General features: G+C 64.2%; 13 protein-coding genes. 7 read left to right on the top strand and 6 right to left on the bottom strand.

Annotated elements, in window-relative coordinates:
* Nucleotides 1-26 precede the first annotated feature (26 nt).
* The gene (locus IB279_RS16530; RefSeq protein ID WP_060580999.1) at nucleotides 27-2,039 is read left to right on the top strand and encodes a beta-galactosidase; all 2,013 of its coding nucleotides are present in this window, start codon (nucleotides 27-29) and stop codon (nucleotides 2,037-2,039) included.
* Nucleotides 2,040-2,144: 105 nt separating this feature from the next.
* Here IB279_RS16530 and pcaF read toward each other — a convergent pair whose 3' ends face one another.
* The 3 genes from pcaF to IB279_RS16545 are packed head-to-tail and all read right to left on the bottom strand — an operon-like array spanning nucleotide 2,145 to nucleotide 5,004.
* Nucleotides 2,145-3,350 (bottom strand): 3-oxoadipyl-CoA thiolase, encoded by a 1,206-nt coding sequence (pcaF, locus tag IB279_RS16535; RefSeq protein WP_060580998.1) that lies wholly within the window; start codon nucleotides 3,348-3,350, stop codon nucleotides 2,145-2,147.
* The gene (locus tag IB279_RS16540) at nucleotides 3,350-4,132 is read right to left on the bottom strand and encodes a CoA-transferase subunit beta (protein WP_060522042.1); all 783 of its coding nucleotides are present in this window, start codon (nucleotides 4,130-4,132) and stop codon (nucleotides 3,350-3,352) included. The genes pcaF and IB279_RS16540 overlap by 1 nt, the downstream gene beginning before the upstream one ends.
* An 11-nt stretch (nucleotides 4,133-4,143) precedes the next feature.
* Nucleotides 4,144-5,004, bottom strand: coding sequence for a CoA transferase subunit A (locus tag IB279_RS16545; protein WP_060580997.1), 861 nt, complete (start codon nucleotides 5,002-5,004; stop codon nucleotides 4,144-4,146).
* A gap of 180 nt (nucleotides 5,005-5,184) precedes the next feature.
* Between IB279_RS16545 and IB279_RS16550 the strand changes: the two genes are divergently transcribed.
* From IB279_RS16550 to IB279_RS16565, 4 genes are all read left to right on the top strand, one after another.
* Nucleotides 5,185-5,940 (top strand): IclR family transcriptional regulator, encoded by a 756-nt coding sequence (locus IB279_RS16550; protein ID WP_060580996.1) that lies wholly within the window; start codon nucleotides 5,185-5,187, stop codon nucleotides 5,938-5,940.
* A gap of 548 nt (nucleotides 5,941-6,488) precedes the next feature.
* Nucleotides 6,489-7,472 (top strand): GAF domain-containing DNA-binding protein, encoded by a 984-nt coding sequence (locus tag IB279_RS16555; RefSeq protein WP_060580995.1) that lies wholly within the window; start codon nucleotides 6,489-6,491, stop codon nucleotides 7,470-7,472.
* Between the two features lie 253 nt (nucleotides 7,473-7,725).
* Nucleotides 7,726-12,711, top strand: a complete 4,986-nt coding sequence (locus IB279_RS16560) for an autotransporter domain-containing protein (protein ID WP_192339358.1) — start codon at nucleotides 7,726-7,728, stop codon at nucleotides 12,709-12,711.
* Between the two features lie 310 nt (nucleotides 12,712-13,021).
* Nucleotides 13,022-13,684 (top strand): sulfite oxidase-like oxidoreductase, encoded by a 663-nt coding sequence (locus tag IB279_RS16565; RefSeq protein WP_090296946.1) that lies wholly within the window; start codon nucleotides 13,022-13,024, stop codon nucleotides 13,682-13,684.
* Here IB279_RS16565 and IB279_RS16570 read toward each other — a convergent pair.
* Nucleotides 13,669-14,334, bottom strand: coding sequence for a TetR/AcrR family transcriptional regulator (locus IB279_RS16570; RefSeq protein ID WP_060580992.1), 666 nt, complete (start codon nucleotides 14,332-14,334; stop codon nucleotides 13,669-13,671). The genes IB279_RS16565 and IB279_RS16570 overlap by 16 nt on opposite strands.
* Nucleotides 14,319-15,788 (bottom strand): amidase, encoded by a 1,470-nt coding sequence (locus IB279_RS16575; RefSeq protein WP_090296998.1) that lies wholly within the window; start codon nucleotides 15,786-15,788, stop codon nucleotides 14,319-14,321. Before IB279_RS16575 ends, IB279_RS16570 begins: the two co-directional genes overlap by 16 nt.
* A gap of 31 nt (nucleotides 15,789-15,819) precedes the next feature.
* On the opposite strand from IB279_RS16575, the gene IB279_RS16580 reads away from it, so the two are divergent.
* The gene (locus IB279_RS16580) at nucleotides 15,820-16,263 is read left to right on the top strand and encodes a hypothetical protein (RefSeq protein ID WP_143556290.1); all 444 of its coding nucleotides are present in this window, start codon (nucleotides 15,820-15,822) and stop codon (nucleotides 16,261-16,263) included.
* Nucleotides 16,263-17,204, top strand: a complete 942-nt coding sequence (locus IB279_RS16585) for a sterol desaturase family protein (RefSeq protein ID WP_060644712.1) — start codon at nucleotides 16,263-16,265, stop codon at nucleotides 17,202-17,204. The genes IB279_RS16580 and IB279_RS16585 overlap by 1 nt, the downstream gene beginning before the upstream one ends.
* A gap of 29 nt (nucleotides 17,205-17,233) precedes the next feature.
* Here the strand turns inward: IB279_RS16585 and IB279_RS16590 are convergent, their stop codons facing one another.
* A complete protein-coding gene (locus tag IB279_RS16590) occupies nucleotides 17,234-18,121 on the bottom strand; it encodes a LysR substrate-binding domain-containing protein (RefSeq protein ID WP_192339359.1) in 888 nt (295 codons plus the stop codon).
* Between the last annotated feature and the right edge of the window lie 151 nt (nucleotides 18,122-18,272).

Genomic DNA, 18,272 nt, shown 5'->3' on the forward strand with positions numbered 1-18,272 from the left:
TAAGACATGACGAAGGACCGGAACCCGTGCACATGCCCCTGACGAGATCGAACCGCTTCAACGCCAAAGAACAGCAGACGGACATGCTGGAACTCGGCGTCTGCTACTATCCGGAGCAGTGGCCGCGCGAAAAATGGGAAGAGGATGCCCGCCGCATGGTCGAGCTCGGCCTTGCCTGGGTGCGCATCGGCGAATTCGCCTGGGCGAAGATCGAGCCCCGCTCGGGCGAATTCCACTGGGAGTGGCTGGACGACGCGATCGAGGTGCTCGGCAAGGCCGGTCTTAAGGTCATTCTGGGAACACCGACCGCCGCACCTCCGAAGTGGCTGATCGACCGCTACCCGGACATCCTGCCCGTCGACGTCAAGGGTGTGGTGCGCAAGTTCGGCGCCCGCCGTCACTACTGCTTCTCCAGCCGCCGCTACCGCATCGAGGCGGCGCGGATTTCCGAAGCCATGGCCGAGCGCTACGGCAAAAACGCCTTCGTCCATGCCTGGCAAACCGATAACGAGTACGGCGACCACGACACGATCTACAGCTATTCCGACGAGGCGCTGCGCGCCTTCCGCGAATGGCTTGAGGCCCGCTATGGCACGGTCGACGAGCTGAACCGCGCCTGGGGTACGGCCTTCTGGGCGATGAACTATCTGAGCTTCGACGAGGTCGAGCTTCCGAACAACCTCGTCGAAGAGCCGAGCCCGACCCATATCGTCGACTACATCCGCTTCTCCTCAGACCAGGTGAAGAGCTTCAACAAGGCGCAGGTCGACATCATCCGCAAGCACTCGCCGGGCCGTCCGGTGACGCACAACTTCATGTCGCAGAACACCGACTTCGACCATTACAAGGTCGGCGAGGACATCGATATCGCGTCGTGGGACGTCTATCCGATGGGTGGCCTGCTCAATGGTCGTCTCTCGTCGGAAGACAAGGGCCGGTATCTGCGCGTCGGCGATCCCGACCAACCGGCCTTCAACCACGATCTCTACCGCGCCGTCGGCAACGGCCGCGTCTGGGTGATGGAGCAGCAGCCGGGCCCGGTAAACTGGGCCTCGCACAATCAGTCGCCGGCCGACGGCATGGTGCGGCTCTGGACCTGGCTCGCCTATGCCCACGGCGTCGACATGGTCTCCTATTTCCGCTGGCGCCAGGTTCCGTTTGCGCAGGAACAGTTCCATGCGGGTCTGCTGCTTCCGAACAGCGAGGCTGACCAGGGCTATCTCGAAGTCGCGCAGGTTGCCGAGGAAATGAAGCGTTTGCCGAAGGGTGAGCGCCGCGAGAAGGCGAAAGTCGCGATCCTGCTCGACTACAATTCGCGCTGGGCGACCCGGGCGCTGCCGCAGGGCCGCACCTATCTGGCTTCGCAGATCGCGCTCGACTGGTATTCGACCGTCGCCCGCCTCGGCGTCGATGTCGACATCATCGGCCAGCACTCGGACCTCGAAGGCTACCAGCTGGTGCTGGCACCCGACCTCGTGATCCCCGAACAGGCCTTTGTCGAAAAGCTTGCGGCGTCGGGTGCCAAGGTGCTTTTCGGACCGCGCAGTGGCAGCAAGACCGAGGACATGCATATTCCGGAGGGCCTGCCGCCGGGTCCGCTCGCCGCGCTGATCGACGTCAGCGTCGCGCGTGTCGAGTCGCTGCCGGAATTCCACGGCGAGAGTGTGCTTTACGGCAACGAGACCTATCCGGCCGGCGTCTGGCGCGAGACGGTTCGCACCAACGAAACCGTGCTTGCGACCTTCGAGGGCGACTATCGCAATGGCGCTCCGGCGCTCGTCGGCAACGACAAGGCACGCTACATGGCAACGGGTGCACGCGGCGAGCTCCTGGACAAGGTGATTGGCGATGCGCTCGGCTGGGCTTCGGTTGAGGCGCTCGCCGATCTTGGCGATCTGCGCATCACCCGCCGCGGCAAGCTCACTTTCGCCTTCAACTACGGCAAGACGGCGGTGGACGTGCCGGCGTCTGCGGGCGCAACCTTCCATGTCGGCGGCCGCAAGCTCGGCCCGGTCGACGTCGCGATCTGGACGGAGTGATCGGAAGGCGGGTTATCGCCCGCCGACCGACCGGTAGCACCTAAAAGCAAAGAGCCCGGCTTTGGAAACAGGCCGGGCTCTTTGCGTTTCGTACTTTTTCCGTGGTCAGGCGCGTTCCAGCGCCACGGCGATGCCCTGGCCGACGCCAATGCACATGGTCGACAGCGAATAGCGCCCGCCGGTCTCGTGCAGTTCGAGTGCCGCCGTGCCGGTGATGCGGGCGCCGGACATGCCGAGGGGGTGGCCGAGCGCGATCGCGCCGCCGTTGCGGTTAACGCGCGGATCGTCGTCGGCAATGCCGAGGTCGCGAAGCGTGGCGAGCCCCTGCGAGGCGAAGGCCTCGTTGAGTTCGATCACGTCGAATTGCGCCTGCGTGAGACCGAGGCGGGCCATCAGCTTCTTCGATGCCGGAGCCGGGCCGAAGCCCATGATGCGCGGCGGTACGCCGGCGGTAGCCCCACCGAGGATGCGGGCGATCGGCCTGAGGCCGTATTTCTTCGCTGCCGCTTCCGAGGCGATGATCAGGGCCGTTGCGCCATCGTTGACGCCGGAGGCGTTGCCGGCGGTCACCGTGCCGCCTTCTTGTCTGAAGGGCGTGCCGAGCTTGGCAAGCGCCTCCATCGTCGTCGCGCGCGGGTGCTCGTCGCGATCGACGATAACGGGCTCGCCCTTGCGCTGCGGGATCGTCACCGAAACGATCTCTTTCGCCAGCCGGCCATTGGCCTGCGCGGCCGCTGCCTTTGCCTGGCTGCGCACAGCAAACGCATCCTGGTCTTCGCGGCTGACGTGAAAGTCAGCCGCGACGTTCTCGCCCGTCTCTGGCATCGAATCGACGCCATATTGCTTCTTCATCAGGGGATTGATGAAGCGCCAGCCGATGGTCGTGTCGTAGATTTCGGCGTTGCGGGAGAAGGCGGCATCGGCCTTCGGCATCACGAAGGGCGCGCGTGACATGCTCTCGACGCCACCGGCGATCATCAGCTCGGCTTCGCCCGATTTGATGGCGCGGGCTGCCGTGATGACCGCATCCATGCCGGAGCCGCAAAGCCGGTTGATCGTCGTCCCGGTGACGCCGACCGGCAGGCCGGCCAGGAGCAGCGACATGCGCGCGACGTTGCGGTTGTCCTCGCCCGCCTGGTTGGCGCAGCCGAAGATCACGTCGTCGACGGCGTCCCAGTCGACATCGGCATTACGCTCCATCAGTGCCTTCAGCGGAATTGCGCCGAGATCGTCGGCCCGCACCGATGAGAGTGAGCCGCCGAACCGGCCGATCGGGGTGCGGATGTAGTCGCAGATGAAAGCCTCGGCCATCACGCAGCCTCCTTGTCGCCCTGATGCGCCTTCTTGGTGCGAGCGTTGATGTCACGAAGGGTCTTGAGTTCGAGTTCGGACGGGGCCGGCGTCTCGATCACTTCCTCGGCGAACCTGATCGCCCAGCCGCAATTCTCGACGATCTGCTCGCGCGTGACGCCGGGATGGATCGAAACGACGGTCAGTTCCTTGGTTTGCGGATGCGGCTCCAGGATGCAGAGGTCGGTGATGACGCGCGTCGGTCCCTTGGTCTTCATGCCCAACCGTTCGCGGTGGTCGCCGCCGTCGCCGTGGCCCATGGAGGTAATGAAGGGCAGCTTCTCGACGAAGCCGCGCCTGGAGAGCGCCATGGTGATGAAGATGCGGCCGCAATTGGAGGCAATCTCCGGAGCGCCGCCACCACCGGGCAGACGCACCTTCGGGTGGTCATAGGGGCCGACGACCGTGGTGTTGAGGTTGGCGAACTTGTCGATCTGGGCGCCACCGAGGAAGCCTGTCGTGATACGCCCGCCCTGCAGCCAGTAGCGGAACATCTCCGGCACCGACACGGTGAAAAGGGCCGTGTCGCAGAGTTCGCCGTCGCCGATCGAAAGCGGCAGCACATCCGGCTTGGTGCCGACCGTGCCGCTCTCGTAGATCAGCGTGATATCGGGTGCATGCGTCAGCCGCGCGACGTTGCAGGCGGCCGAGGGCGCGCCGATGCCAACGAAGCAGACGTCGTCGTTGGAAAGCGCCCGGGAAGCGGCGATGGTCATCATTTCGGTAGGGGTGAAGTCGCTCATTCTATCCTCCCTCAGGCCGCTTTTGCCGGTTTGTTGCCGGCATGCTTGGCGAAATCTTCCGGCCTGGCGTCGAGCACGTTTTCCTTGATCCAGGCGGTGAAGCTATCGCGGTCGCGGGCGATCTCGTCCCAGCCGATGTAGAAGGCGTTGGAGCGCGGGTAGTAACCGTGCGCATAGGACGGGAAGGCGCCGCCCGGAACGTGAGCAACCGATGTGACGGCCCAGCGGGGCAGCACGAGGGAGTTGGGCGACGGTGGGTTGAGCTCGTCGACGATCTCCTCCACCGTGACGATCGAGCGCTTGGCGGCAAGAACCGCCTCCTTCTGCACGCCGACGATGCCTTCGATCAGCACGTTGCCCTTCCTGTCTGCGCGTTGCGCATGAATGATCGTGACGTCAGGGCGGATCGCCGGTACGGCCGCAAGCACTTCGCCGGTAAACGGGCAGGTGACCGACTTGATGTTGGGGTTTACCTTCGGCAGGTCGGCGCCGATGTAACCACGCAGCGTCGCAAACGGCAGGTTGGCGGCACCCGCCTCATAGGCGTTGGCCATCGCCGCGTGGGAATGCTCCTCGATCTCCAGCGGCCGCGGCCATTGGTTTTCGACGGCGTCGCGGAAGCGATGCAGCGAGCCGACGCCGGGATTGCCGCCCCAGGAAAACTTCATGCCACGCGCCGCACCCACGCCGATCAGCTGGTCATAGAGAATGTCCGGCGTCATACGCACCAGATAGAGGTCCTTGCGACCCTGGCGGATCACCTCATGCCCCGCGGCATAGGGGATCAGATGGGTGAAGCCTTCCATGGCGACGGTGTCGCCATCCCTGACATTGTCGCCGACAGCCTCGGCGAGCGAAACGATCTTCGCCATGTTTCCTCTCTTGGTCTCAGTGATCTGTTCGTGGCCTTCGTCGCCCCACGGGCAGCCGGCGCCTTCCTCTTCCGGATGCCAATAAGCGCCGATCGAAACGCTCGGTCAATTATTTTGTGCGATATTTGACTTTTGTTCGTATATCGCACAAAATCGTTGGCGATGATTTGGGAGGCAAGGATGCGGGAAACGGACTTCGTCAGCGGCTTTGCGCGCGGGTTGGCAGTGATCGAAGCCTTCGATGAAACCCGGCCGAAACTGTCGATTGCCGAGGCGTCAAGGATTACCGGGCTTGACCGGGCGACGGTGCGCCGGTCGCTGCTGACCCTCTCCGAGCTCGGCTATGCAGACTATGACGGCAAGTTCTTCGCGCTGACGCCGAAGATCCTGCGCCTTGGCCATGCCTATCTCTCGGCAACGCCGCTGCCGACGATCATCCAACCTTATCTCGACCAATTGTCCGACCGCGCCGGGCAGAGCGCCTCGGCCTCGGTCTTGGATGGAACCGAGATCGTCTACATCGCCCGCGCCTCGCAAAAGCGGGTGATGTCGATCAACCTGACGACGGGGTCGCGCCTGCCGGCCTATTGCGCCTCCATGGGGCGGGTATGGCTCGCGGCACTGCCGGAGCATGAGGCACGAGAGATCCTTGCCCGATCGAACCTCAAGGCAAACACGCCCTATACGAAGACCGATCCGGAGGACCTGATCGCCGAGTTTCGCCGTGTGCGCGACCAGGGCTATGCGTTGATTGATCAGGAACTCGAACTCGGTCTCTGTTCGATCGCAGTGCCGCTCGAAAACGACCGCGGCCGGATCGTTGCGGCGCTAAACATCGGCGCGCCGGCAGCCCACGTGGCCGCAGCGGAGATGGTTGAGCGTTACCTGCCGCTGCTCAAGGAAACGCAAGGGGCGCTCCGGCTGGTGCTGAGATAACAGCTCCCTGCGTCGGCGCTTGATGTTTTGCTGTCGCGCGTTGGAAGCACGCCAGCACCGCAGGACCTGGTCCTTGCTGGCGCCGATTGATGGTGATCGGAACGGCTGGCAACGAGCATGGGGGATTTGAGTATGGGCACCCTTGGGTCTGTGCACGTCGTCTCGTGTCAGGCCGTTCCATTGGCGCCAATGCCGTTCATCTGCTCCGGACCGCTTGGTCTGCAGCTCATTCCATCGGCAAGCATAGATTTGGGTAGCGACCGAACGGCCGGAATACCCAAAAATGAGCCACCGGGCGATGCAGTTTACGCTTGCATTTATTTAACCTACAAATTTTAGTGGTCCACGCGGGTGGTGCTGGCGGTGAGAAACGCCGGCACAGGACGATGGAGGGGGCCATCGCGCCGCAAGAGCCAGGTATTTGTCGAATTTTGTCCAGCGCCGCTCTCGGCGATGTCTGGGCGTTGCTGTCATTGTTGCGACCCGGACCGCCGGGAAACCCGAATTTTTGCTGAGCGATCCCTTTTCGCCTTTCCATATCGAGCGTCATGAATGAGCAATTGCACCGGTCCGATCATTCCATAGGCCTGCCGCCCTACGAACTGATCGCGACGAACGAGCCGCCTTGCCCCGCCGTGGCGCAGCCCACACGAGACTGGGCCTATCTGGCCGCCACCCACCTCATCGGTTCTCCGGCCAACGCGGCGATCGCCGCGATCCTGGAGGAAACCGGCAAGCTTGCCGGCGCCGACCGGGCGTGGATGTTCGAATACACCGACGATCTTCTGCGCTTCCGCAACACTGACGAATGGGTGCGAGGCGAGGTGTCGTCACATGTCGGGGACCTGCAGCAGACGCCGGTGACGATGATCGGCTGGCTCCATCAGTGGCTGGTGGCGGGCAAGGCGGTCATGATCAACGATGTCGCAAGGCTACCGCGTCCGGCGCGGGCGCTTCAGGCGGAAATGCTTCGCCAGAATGACAAGAGCGTTCTCTGCGTCCCGGTTTTTCACGAGGGCACGTTGCGTGGCTGCATCGGTTTCGATGCGACGCGGGCGGTGCGTCGGTGGCCGGTCGAAGAAATCCACCAGCTCGTCCGCTGTGCAAAGCTGATCGGGATCGCGCGCTACGGGCGCACGCGGACATATGGCGACCGGGACGATGCTGGCGCAACGACGTCGGCTGAGATAGGCGCGCTCGTCCATCTGCATATGCCGGGACGCACCCGCGGCGTGCCGCTGTCTGCGATCGTCGGGCTTCGCTCTGCCAAGGACTACACCCAGGTCTGGCTGAAGGACGAAGCCGCGGTGCTGGATCTTCGTCCGCTTTCATTCTGGATCGGCCTTTTGCCCAAGGCGAACTTCCTGCGCATCCATCGGACCGCGGTGGTCAACCTGTCGCACGTGACCGAGCTGGACCGTCATTCCGGTCCGACGAAACAGGCCTGGGTCGTGCGTCTGCGCAGAACAGACGAATCCTGGACCGTGTCCCGCCCCTACAGGCAGGAATTGCGCAGTCGTCTCGGCATCTGAATTTTCCACAGAGGCTGATATCGGGGTTTGTCGCTTCGTCGAACCCGTAGGTTGTTTCGTCGATAAGGCGTTGCCGCTGTAGGGTTGCTATGCAAGCGAGCTTCCTGGGACATTTTTGAACGATGGCGGGGGCAAGCCTTTGAAAAAGATCAATTGTCAGAATCAGGGCTTGGGAAGCGGACGTGAGAGCGAAGCGCGCAACGATCGGCGGCGGACGACGCGTCGTTCGGTAACCAGTAGCCGGCGCTTGCTGATGAACAGCACCGCTCTGTGGTTGTTCGCAGCCACCGGCCTTGCTCTCGGCATGGTCGCGTCCGTTCCGGTCGCGCATGCGGCAGGCAAGGGCGGCACCGGCGGGAGTTGGGGCGGCGCCGGCGGCAGCGTCGACGGCAACCTGCAGGGAACGCCCGGCGGCGATGCCATCGATAGCGGAAACGGCGGCGGCGGCGGCGGGCCGGGTGCGGCCGGTGGCGCGGGAAGCCAGAGCGGCGCCGGGGTTGGCGGCACTGGTGGTGCCGGCGGCACCAGCGGCAGCCCGAACGGAGGAACCGGCGGAAGCGGCATCGGCAACGGCAGCGACTTTGGCGGCGGTGCGGGTGGCGGCGGCGGTGCGCACGGCAGCGTCGGCAATGTCGCTGGCCGCGGTGGCGATGGAGGCACGTCTCCGAACGGGGACGGCGGTGGCGGCGGGGCCGGCGGATACGGCCGGATTGTTGCCGCCGGGGGAACGGAGAGCATAACCGGACCGGCAGTTTCCGGTGGGCGGGGCGGACACGGCGGTGCTGGCGGGGCAGCGTCGGGGGCTATCGGTATCGGTGGCAGCGGCGGCGACGGTGGCGACGGCGCGGCGCTCGTCGGTGGCGGCACATTGACGGTGAACACGAACGTCACGGCCGGCAACGGCGGCAATGCCGGCGCCGGCGGTCACATTCTCGAAAAGTTCAATGGCGACGGCGGTCACGGCATCAGCGCGCTGAACGGCGGCACGGTGATCATCAACAGCGGCAGCGTGACGGGCGGTGTGGTTGGAACCGGCGGGACCGGCGGCGTGCACGGAGCTGGGATCTTCGGTCGAAACCTGGACGTGACTCTCGGCGCATCCGGTTCGATCATCGGCGGCAATGGCGGGACCGCCAACGCCATGACCTTCGATGGCGGCGCCAACACGTTCCGGTTCTCTGCGGCGAACCCGGGTCTTTCCGGCAACATCGCGATCAACAATACCGCCAGCCTGACGATCGACCAGAACAGCAACGGCAGGATCAACAATACGATTACGGGCGACGGCTCGCTCATCAAATCCGGCAGCGGCACGCTGACGCTGACGGGCATGAACACCTATACCGGGGCGACGAGCATCGGGGCGGGCGGTACGCTGGCGCTATCGGGCCAGGGACGCATCAATGCCTCCAGCGGATTGACGGTGAACGGCACCTTCGACGTTTCCGCCGCCGCTTCTGCACAGGTCAGGTCGCTGGCCGGCAGCGGACAGGTCACGCTTGGAAGTCAATATCTGATCATCCACAACGCCACGGGTACGTTCTCGGGCGCGATCAACGGCACCGGTGGCATCAATGTCATGGCCGGCACGCAGGTCCTGACGGGTACCAATACCTTTGCCGGTGGCGCAGGTACGAATACTGGCGCGACGTTGCAGATCGGCAATGGCGGCACGGGTGGCTCGCTCGTGTCGAACATTACCAACGGCGGCTCGGTGATCTTTAACCGCTCCGATGACGTGACCTATGGCGGCGAGATCACCGGCAACGGCACATTCTCGCAGATCGGCAGCGGCACGCTGACACTGACGGCGACCAGCAGCACGCGCGGAGCGGTGACGATCGGCACAGGCAGCACGCTGCAGCTCGGCAATGGTGGCACCACAGGCTGGATCGGCGGCACGGGGAACTTTGTCGGCTCGATCACCAACAATGGCGCGCTGGTCTACAACCGCTCGAACAATGTCAGCTATGCCGGCAAGGTCTCGGGCACCGGCACGATTTCGCAGGCGGGAACGGGCAAGCTGACGCTGACGGGGGATAGTTCGCTGTTCGCTGGAGCAACGTCGGTGACGTCGGGCACGACCTATGTCAACGGCCAGCTTGGCGGCAACGTCAATGTCGGCACCGGCGGTACGCTCGGGGGATCGGGCAGGATCGGCGGCAGCGTCGTCGTCGATGGCACGCTCTCGGCCGGCAACAGCCCGGGCACAATCACGATCGGTGGCGATCTGACGCTCAATGCCGGCTCCAATTCGGTTTTCGAGCTCAATACGCCTGGGCTCGTCGGCAGCGTCGGCAGCAACGATCTGGTGAAGGTCGGCGGCAACCTGACGCTCGGCGGCGCACTGAACGCGCAGGTGGCATCGGCCGGTTACTACCGGCTGTTCGAATATGACGGCGCGCTGTCGGGCAGTTTTGCGACGACGACCGCGACGTCGACGGTTCCTAGCTTCACGATCGCCAGCCAACAGGTCCAGACCGGCATTGCCAAGCAGGTCAATTTGTCGGTGCTCGGCGCCGGCCAGACGATGCACTTCTGGGATGGCGGCGACACGACGGGCAACGGTACCGTCAACGGCGGTACCGGCACCTGGACGTCTGGTGGCACCAACTGGACCGGCGCTCCGGGGCGCGCCAACATCAACGGCAGCTTCGGCGGCTCTGTCGGCGTCTTTGCCGGTGCCGCCGGCGGCACCGTCAATGTTGTCGGCACACAGAGCTTCGATACGCTGCAGTTCTCCGCGACCAACGATGGCAGCGGCTACACCATCAATGGCGGGGTGCTCAGCTTCAATCCGGCAAGCGGCACGGCGGCGACGATCAATGTCGGCAACGGCGTCGCAACCACGATCGGCTCGGTGCTGCAGGATGGCGCGACCGGCAGCGGCCTCAACAAGGTGGGCAACGGCACGCTGACGCTGACGGGCATGAACACCTATACCGGGGCGACGAGCATCGGAGCCGGCGGCACGCTCGCGCTTTCGGGTCAGGGTCGGATCAACGCCTCGAGCGGTTTGACGGCCGATGGCACCTTCGACGTCTCGGCTGCGGCTTCCGCACAGGTCAAGTCGCTTGCCGGCAGTGGGCAGGTTGTGCTCGGTAGCAAAACGCTGATCATCAATAACGCGACCGGCACGTTCTCGGGCACGATCAACGGTACCGGTGGCATCTCGATCGGTGCCGGCACGCAGGTCTTGAGTGGCACCAACGGCTTTACCGGCGGCGCCGGCATTTCCCAGGGGGCGACGCTGCAGATCGGCGATGGCGGCGCGGGTGGTTCCCTCGCATCCAATGTCACCAACTACGGTGCCCTCGTCTTCAACAGCTCGGCCAATTCGACCTATGCCGGCTCGATCACCGGCCCCGGGTCGTTCTCGCAGATCGGAGCGGGCACGCTGACGCTCACGGCCAACAACAGCACATCGGGTGCGGTGACGATCGGCACCGGCAGCACGCTGCAACTCGGCAACGGCGGCACGACCGGCTGGATCGGCGGAACCGGCAAATTCGTCGGCTCGATCACCAACGACGGCGCGCTGATCTACAACCGCTCGAACGACGTGACCTATGCCGGCGCGGTCTCGGGCAACGGCACGCTGACCCAGGCGGGCACGGGCAAGCTGACCCTGACAGGCGCAAACACCTTTACCGGCGCGACAGACATCACCTCGGGCGAACTGATCGTCAACGGTTCGCTCGCGAACTCCAGCCTGACCACGATCCGGCGCGGAGCGCGTCTTGGCGGCACCGGCACGCTTGGCAACACGACCATCCAGGCTGGCGGCGTCCACGCTCCGGGCAACTCGATCGGCACGCAGACGATCGCCGGCAATTACACCAACAACGGGGTTCTGCAGATCGAAGGCTCGCCCACCGCCACCGATAAGCTGGTCGTTTCGGGCAGCGTCGACATCTCCGGTGGGACCCTTGATCTCCTGCTTTCGCCCAACACGGCGTCGAGCTGGAACCCGGTCAATGGCCCGTTCATCCTCATCGACAAGACGAGTTCCGGCACGATCACCGGCACCTTTGCGTCGATCGTCGACAACCTGGTGTTCCTCGATCCGACCGTCGACTACAGCGGCGGCGACGGCAACGACCTTTCGCTCAAGCTGACCCGCAACGATATCAGCTTTGCAAGCGTCGGCCAGACCCGCAACCAGACCGCCACCAGCGTCGGTGTCGAAGGGCTCGGTTTTGCCAACCCCATCTTCAACGCGGTGGCGTTTGCCGCAACGCCCGAGGCGGCGCGCACGGCCTTCGATCTGCTTTCCGGCGAAGTGCACAGCTCGTTCCAGTCGATCCTGATCGAGGACAGCCGGTTCCTGCGTGATGCCGCGAACGATCGTCTGCGCACCGTGCTCGGCACCGTGGCGGCGAAGCAATCGAGCGAGATCACCGGCGCTATCGAGAGCGGCGAACTTGCTCTGTGGAGCCAGGGCTTCGGTTCCTGGGGACGGATCGACGGTGACGGCAATGCCGCCAAGGCGGATCGCTCCATCGGCGGCTTCTTCGTCGGTGCGGATACGCAGGTGGACGAATGGACCGTAGGCGCGCTTGCCGGCTACTCGCGTTCCTCGATGGACATCGATGCGCGGTTCTCTTCGGCCACCTCGGACAACTATCATCTGGGCATCTATGCCGGCGGACGTTGGGGCGATGCGTCGCTTAGAACCGGCGCCGCCTATAGCTGGCACGATATCGAGACGAACCGCACCGTTTCGTTCCCGGGCTTCACGGACAGCCTCGATGCCGACTACAGCGCCGGGACGGGCCAGGTCTTCGGCGAGTTCGCCTATGCGTTCACGGCCGGGTCGGTCGATCTGGAGCCGTTTGCCAACCTGGCCTATGTGCATCTCAATCGCGACGGCTTTGCCGAGCGGGGTGGAGCCGCCGCGCTATTCGGCAAGGACGCGTCGCAGGACACGACGTTTACGACCCTTGGTCTTCGCGCGGCGTCCAGCTTCGACCTTGGCGGCGTGCTGGCGACGGCTCGTGGCACCATCGGCTGGAGACATGCCTTCGGCGACACCTTGCCGCTGTCGTCGAACGGGTTCTCGCCGGCGAGCACGTTTGTCATCGCCGGCGTCCCGATCGCCGAAAACACAGCGGTGCTTGAAGCCGGCCTCGATTTCGCCGTCGCGCCGGAGGCGACCCTCGGTTTGACCTACACAGGTCAATTCGGCGGAGGTGTCAGCGACCAGAGCGTCAAGGCAAATCTGAGCGTCAAGTTCTGATTGAACGCAGTCGACCCAAGCGGCCGCCTGTCCGGGTCATGGGTGACCTTGGCAGGGGGCCGTTTGGCTTTTCAAGGCTGGCTTGAAGTGCGTATGGATGCGGCACGCCAGCGGCCATGCGTCCACGCTTCACCCGCTCGCACGTCGCCGCGACGGAGATGGTCTGGCGTTATCTGCCGCTACTCAAGGAGACAAGCAGCCTTGCGCGGCGTACTGAGATAGCGCTGGCGGCATCCTTGCGCTTGACGCCACGCCCCGACGCGCTTTCTATCTCGCCTGGGGTGTGAATTCGGGCTGGGAGTGGACCACTATGACTGACGATACGCAGCCGCCGGAAACCAAGCTCACGACGACGAAGCGGCGCTGGGCCGCCGATGGCAAGTTCCTGACGGGGCGGATCGTGCGCCCCGAGGACGAGCGCCTTCCGCCCGGGCAACACCTGGTCAAGGACTGGCCGGTGCTCGACCTCGGCCAGCAGCCGATCATCCGGACGGAAAGCTGGCGTCTCGATATCACCGGCCATATCGAGCATCCCCTGTCGCTCGACTGGGCCGCCTTCAAGGCTTTGCCGCAGAGCGACCGTCTCTCCGACATGCATTGCGTGACGACGTGGTCGCGCTACGACAACCGCTGGCAGGGCGTGGCCACGCGTGATCTGCTCGACCAGGTGATGCCGAAGCCCGAAGCGAGCCATGTCATGCTGACGAGCTATGACGGCTACACCACGAACATGCCGCTTGCGGATTTCGCCTCCGAAGACGCGATCCTTGCGACCGACTGGGAGGGCCAACCGATCGGCCGCACCCATGGCGGACCGATGCGGCTCGTCGTTCCGCATCTTTATCTGTGGAAGAGTGCCAAGTGGCTGACGCGTATCGATTTTCGCGAAGGCGACATGCCCGGCTTCTGGGAGCGGAACGGCTACCACATGCGCGGCGACCCGTGGCGCGAGGAGCGCTATTCGGACGACTGATCGGGGCCTGTGAAGGCTTGACGATCACCGCCCAACGCGTCCGGGTCCAGAAGCGATTGCAGCCCCGCAAGCTGGTAGCGCCAGAAGAGCGAAATGGCCGACTGGATAGACGGGGCGTCGCTGTATTCGCTGAGCGTATCGGCAATGGTGTCCAGCGTTCGAGTGAAGGTTCGCTCGAGCATGAAACCCATCAAAGGCGTCAGGGCTTGCTCGCCGCCATTGTCGGTCAGGTAGCCGGAAGCCAGCCGCACCATCTCCCGGATCATCAGCTTGCGGACATGGGCGTAGCGCGTCCCATCGGCCCCGCGAAGCAGGATCAGCACCACGAGCCGCTGGTCGATCCAGAAGGACAGCAGCGCCCGGGCACGTTCGGATCCGGAAGCATCGGCCTGCAGCCAATCGCCGATCGATCGCAGTTCTCGTACACGGGCGCGCAGCAGGCGCAACAATCGCCCGGCGAGCGCCGGCGTCACGATCTCATAAAACAGCGCTTCCTTGTCGGCGACGTACTTGTAGATGTTGCTCGAACTCGTACCCGCCCGTTCCGCCACATCGGCCAGCCGGGCCTTTTCGAACCCTTGCTCGGCAAACACCGCTGCCGCTGCCGCAAGCAGACGCTCGCGCACTTCCTGCTTCAGGCGCTGGGGCATGCGAGCCTTTCTGCAAGCTCGGTGAGCCTTGGTTGCCAGGGGGCAGCTTCTTCCAGCTGGAAGGCGAGTGAGAAGAGCAGCGCGTCCTCGCCCGTTGCTGCAGCGAAATGGCAGCCGACCGGCAGCCCCTCGCGCGACCAGCAAAGCGGCACCGACATGGCGGGCCATCCGGCAAAGGACGCCACATTGGTGAAGCCGGCGAGGCGTTCCGTAAACGCGATGAGTTGGTCTGCATCCTCGGTCGGTCCTTGCGTCCCCAGCGGAAAGGCCGTGAAGGGGACGGTGGGCGAAAGCAGCACGTCATAGCCGGAGATCGTCTGATTTGCGCTCGCCTCGGCCCTCTTCGTCGCGCCGATCGCCTCCATGATTGCCGCCTCCGGCAGCCGCCTCGCGCGGCGGACGAGCTCGACCGTGTAGGGCTCGAACAAGGTCTCGTCGAAGGCGCCGCCCATTGTGGCCGCGACCTGGTCGAACAGGCCGGACAGAACGATCCCGGTCAGATTGAAAAAGGCGCGGCTGGTTTCCTGCGCGTTGACGTCAGGCCCCGCGCATTCGACGACCTCGTGCCCCAAAACCGTGCACAACGTGATCGCCGCGTTGAGCGCGTCCTCGACCGCTTCAGACACGCCGCGCCCGAAAACATCATGGCGATAGACGCCAATGCGCAGCCGCTTCTGCGGGCCGCGGCGCATATCGTCGATCGCAGGCATTGGCCGCGCCAGGTCCTGCCGCTCGGTCGCCGCCAGCCACGCGGCGCTGTCGCGCACGGAACGGCTGACGCAATGGTCGCTGATCAGCCGCGCCGTCGGCATCGCCGGCGGCAGGCCGGCATTCACCGTGCGGTCCCGGCTCGGCTTGAAACCGAATAGCCCGCAGAAGGAGGAGGGGCCACGGATCGAGCCGCCGCCGTCGGACGCGTGGGCGATAGGCACCATGCTGGAGGCAACGGCCGCCACCGCGCCGCCGGACGAGCCGCCGGTCGAAAGGGCAAAATTCCAGGGGTTGCGCGTCGCTCCATGGGCGAGGGTTTCGGTGGTGCCGAGCAGGCCGAACTCCGATGTGGTCGTCTTTCCAAGAACGATCAGACCGGCCTTGTCGATTGCGTCCGTGTAATCCGATCCGCCTTGGGCGGGCTGTCCCTTGAAGAGGCGAGAGCCGAAGCCGGCCGGATGGCCGGGGTAGGCAAGCAGATCCTTGAGCAGGGTCGGTACGCCCGGGAACGGCATGTCCGCGTGCGGCCGAAGAGCTCCGGCGCACTTGCGCGCTTGGTCGAAATCCGTGGATGCAAGGGCGTTGACGTGCGGCTCGATCCGCTTGATGCGCCGGATGGCGGCATCGACGAGTTCGAGCGGCGAGGCTTGGCCCGTCGAGACGAGACGCGCCTGTTCCGTTGCGTCCAGCGCGGAAAAGTCGTCCGTTTCCTGTTGCGAAAATTCGAGATTGGGCGCGCGCATCTGTCCAGATTCCATTGACGATGAAAAGAGAATGATAGATTCTTTTTTCATCGTCAATGGGCGGTTGCATCCTCCAGCAACTGATTGCATCTTCCCGTCTCCTGCAATGCTGGTGCAACCCACCCCCCGCAAAGCTCGTGCAACGTTTCAACAAAGGACGTTGTCGATGCGCCTGGCCATTTTACCGATGTGGATGATCCTCTTCAGCGCGAGCCCGAGCCATGCCGAAGAAAAGGGAATGTGGATTGCGGACAATCCGTATCGGACCGTGCAGCCTTTGTACGATCCCTGTCGTGATGGTCGGCTAAGTGATGGAACGCCGCGAACCTGCGCCGAGATCAGACGCATGTACCGGCATGGACGAGGCGGCTGGTCCGAGCAGGACCATCGCCTGGATGCATGCAGCAACGGACGCGTCAGCGACGGCCGGCCGCGCACATGCCGGGAACTGCTTGAATGGATGGAGCATCGTTGATGAAGGCAGAGCGCAGAGCCACCGTGTCGAGGCTCGGACAGGTTTTCAGATTAGTGCTTGGGTATCTGTCCTGGCCGCTGGTGTTTTTCGGTGGACTGCTCGGCGCCTACTACGCGTTCGCGAGCGCGAAACCGATGGTCGGATTCGTGGCGGTCTATGCGGCTGCCGTCTTCATCCTGTTTCTTCTCGAACGCTACATTCCCTACGAGCGGGGCTGGCTGCAATCGGATGGCGAAACGGTGAACGATATCGGCCACACGCTGGCGACGAAGGGCCTGCTGCAGGCGGCTGGCCTGATCGCCGCCGTCTTTCCCATGTATGCCGCCAACATCCTGCAGCCGCTCGCAGCGCTCAAGTTTGGTCTCTGGCCATCGGATTGGCCGATGGTGTTTCAGGTGGCTATCGCCGTGGTCGTTGCCGAATTCGGCCTCTATTGGTCGCATCGGATCGCCCACGAAAAGCTGTTCTTCTGGCGGTTTCACGCGCTGCATCACAGCGTCGTTCGGCTCTGGGTCATCAATACCGGCCGCTTCCACGTGGCCGATTCGCTGTTCAAGATCGCCATGAGCCAGATCCCGCTCTATTGCCTGGGCGCTCCGTTGCACGTTTTCTGGTGGCTCGGCGCGGTCACGGCCTTCATGGGCATTCTTACCCATTGCAACGTCGATATGCGCACCGGCCCCTTCGACTATCTCTTCAGCACGCCGCGGCTGCACCGCTGGCATCACTCGAAGGACCTTCGCGAGGGCAACATGAACTACGGCGAGAACGTCGTGGTCTGGGACCTTTTGTTCGGCACATACTACAACCCTGACCGTCCGTCCTCCACTAACATCGGCATCAAGGGCCAGATCGCCCGAGGCTTCCTGGCACAACTGGCGCAGCCCTTCACCAAGAACGGCGTACGCGAAATCCTCGGCCTCCCGAAGAAAAGCTCATGACGGCGTCGCGTGCGGAGTAGCGTTCCCGGCTAGATTTCCGCGTGGCCCCATTGGGAAAGCCATGTGGAAAAGCTGTCCGGCGTGCCTGACGGCGCGCGCCTCGCGATCTCATAGGCGCCGACGATCGGCGAGATCGATGGGCAAAGCGCGATCAGCTGGCCGCTTCGCAGCTCCTTCTCGATGAAGGCCGGGCTGACCTGAGCAATTCCTAGGCCGGAAATGCAGGCGTCGATTGCGGCCTCGTCCGTGTCGAAGCCGATGCTGCCGCCCTTCGGCTCGAAAGGGATCGCAGCCGCATCGCACCAGCGCCGCCAGGACCAGGCGTCGGCCGTGTCGAGAAGGATCGGCAGGCCGAGCACGTCGCGGGTGTCGAGTTCGCGTTCCGATCGCGCAAAGAACTGCGGTGAGCACACGGCGAGCGTTCGATCCACCAGAAAGGCCAGCGCGTGATCGTCGCTGTCGCCGCAGCGGCGATAGGTGATCGTGATATCCGCCGGTTCGGCAGCACCCAGCGCCAGGGACTGGATGACGAGATCTTCGCTCGGATGCGCCTGCCGGTAGGAACCGATCCGGGGGATCAGCCAACGGCGGGCAATGGTGATCGGCGCCTGGATCACCAGGCGCGAGCGTTCGGGGCTGACCGCGCGCGCGCCCGTCTCAAGTGTGGCGAGCGCCCCGTTCACGTGGGTGAGGAACTGTCGCCCGGCGGCCGTCAGCGCGATCGCATTGTGGCTGCGGTGAAAAAGCGGCGTGCCCAGTGCGTCTTCAAGTGCCTTGATCTGGCGGCTGACCGCGCCCGGCGTCAGGTGCATCTCCGCGGCTGCGAGCGTCAGGCTGCCCGTGCGCGCCGTCGCCGAGAAGGCCGGCAGCACACTGAGCGGCGGAAGCTTGAAGCGTTTGGCTTGCGATTTTTTCATGCCGGCGTGAGAACCTTTCGCTTGCAAATAACTTGACCATAAATATCAACAATCCTCCATATTGGAAGGCAGGAAGCCTGATGTCGGGAGGTTTGTTGATGGCGATCGCGCGTTTTCTTCGTCTGAGGTTCGGCGGGCCGCAGCGGCGCGC

Source organism: Ensifer sp. ENS06 (assembly GCF_014852205.1).
In the GTDB taxonomy this organism is placed as follows: Bacteria; Pseudomonadota; Alphaproteobacteria; order Rhizobiales; family Rhizobiaceae; genus Ensifer; species Ensifer adhaerens.

Coding starts and splice junctions, on each gene's coding strand:
- IB279_RS16555 (WP_060580995.1), top strand. CDS start 6,489: ATGAATGAGCAATTGCACCGGTCCGATCATTCCATAGGCCTGCCGCCC.
- IB279_RS16590 (WP_192339359.1), bottom strand. CDS start 18,121: ATGAAAAAATCGCAAGCCAAACGCTTCAAGCTTCCGCCGCTCAGTGTG.
- IB279_RS16565 (WP_090296946.1), top strand. CDS start 13,022: ATGACTGACGATACGCAGCCGCCGGAAACCAAGCTCACGACGACGAAG.
- pcaF (WP_060580998.1), bottom strand. CDS start 3,350: ATGGCCGAGGCTTTCATCTGCGACTACATCCGCACCCCGATCGGCCGG.
- IB279_RS16550 (WP_060580996.1), top strand. CDS start 5,185: ATGCGGGAAACGGACTTCGTCAGCGGCTTTGCGCGCGGGTTGGCAGTG.
- IB279_RS16575 (WP_090296998.1), bottom strand. CDS start 15,788: ATGCGCGCGCCCAATCTCGAATTTTCGCAACAGGAAACGGACGACTTT.
- IB279_RS16540 (WP_060522042.1), bottom strand. CDS start 4,132: ATGAGCGACTTCACCCCTACCGAAATGATGACCATCGCCGCTTCCCGG.
- IB279_RS16570 (WP_060580992.1), bottom strand. CDS start 14,334: ATGCCCCAGCGCCTGAAGCAGGAAGTGCGCGAGCGTCTGCTTGCGGCA.
- IB279_RS16580 (WP_143556290.1), top strand. CDS start 15,820: ATGATAGATTCTTTTTTCATCGTCAATGGGCGGTTGCATCCTCCAGCA.
- IB279_RS16545 (WP_060580997.1), bottom strand. CDS start 5,004: ATGGCGAAGATCGTTTCGCTCGCCGAGGCTGTCGGCGACAATGTCAGG.
- IB279_RS16560 (WP_192339358.1), top strand. CDS start 7,726: ATGAACAGCACCGCTCTGTGGTTGTTCGCAGCCACCGGCCTTGCTCTC.
- IB279_RS16585 (WP_060644712.1), top strand. CDS start 16,263: ATGAAGGCAGAGCGCAGAGCCACCGTGTCGAGGCTCGGACAGGTTTTC.